This window comes from Pseudomonas sp. AC083 (assembly GCF_979253165.1).
The window spans coordinates 1-272 of the sequence record NZ_CEEDDH010000134.1 but is presented as its reverse complement, the minus strand read 5'-3'; the positions used below and the strand labels follow the sequence as shown (position 1 = coordinate 272).

1 protein-coding gene is annotated in these 272 nt (G+C 69.9%); it reads right to left on the bottom strand.

Annotation, left to right across the window (positions count from 1 at the left end; translation table 11 throughout):
• The coding region (locus AC0IXA_RS27480) for a histidine phosphatase family protein (RefSeq protein ID WP_471814910.1) at positions 1-262 on the bottom strand (262 nt) is incomplete at its 3' end.
• Positions 263-272 lie beyond the last annotated feature (10 nt).

Sequence of the window (272 nt, the reverse complement as noted above, 5' to 3'; positions counted from 1 at the left end):
GGACATCGATGCGCCAGAACGCTGTCGGAGGTGCCCCGAGGGCGTGTACGACGGCGGCGCGGATCACTGCCGGGCCGGTTACCGCCAGGACGCTACCGGCGTCGCGGGGCAGCTTGCCGAGCCATCCGCCGATCCGGTCGCACAGTTGAGTCACGGATTCACCGCTATGCGGTGCTGCGGCCGGGTCTGTGGTCCAGGCGGCGATCGCCTCCGGATCCTCCGCCAGGAGCTCGTCGAGCGTGCGCCCACTCCAGACGCCCATGTCCATATCC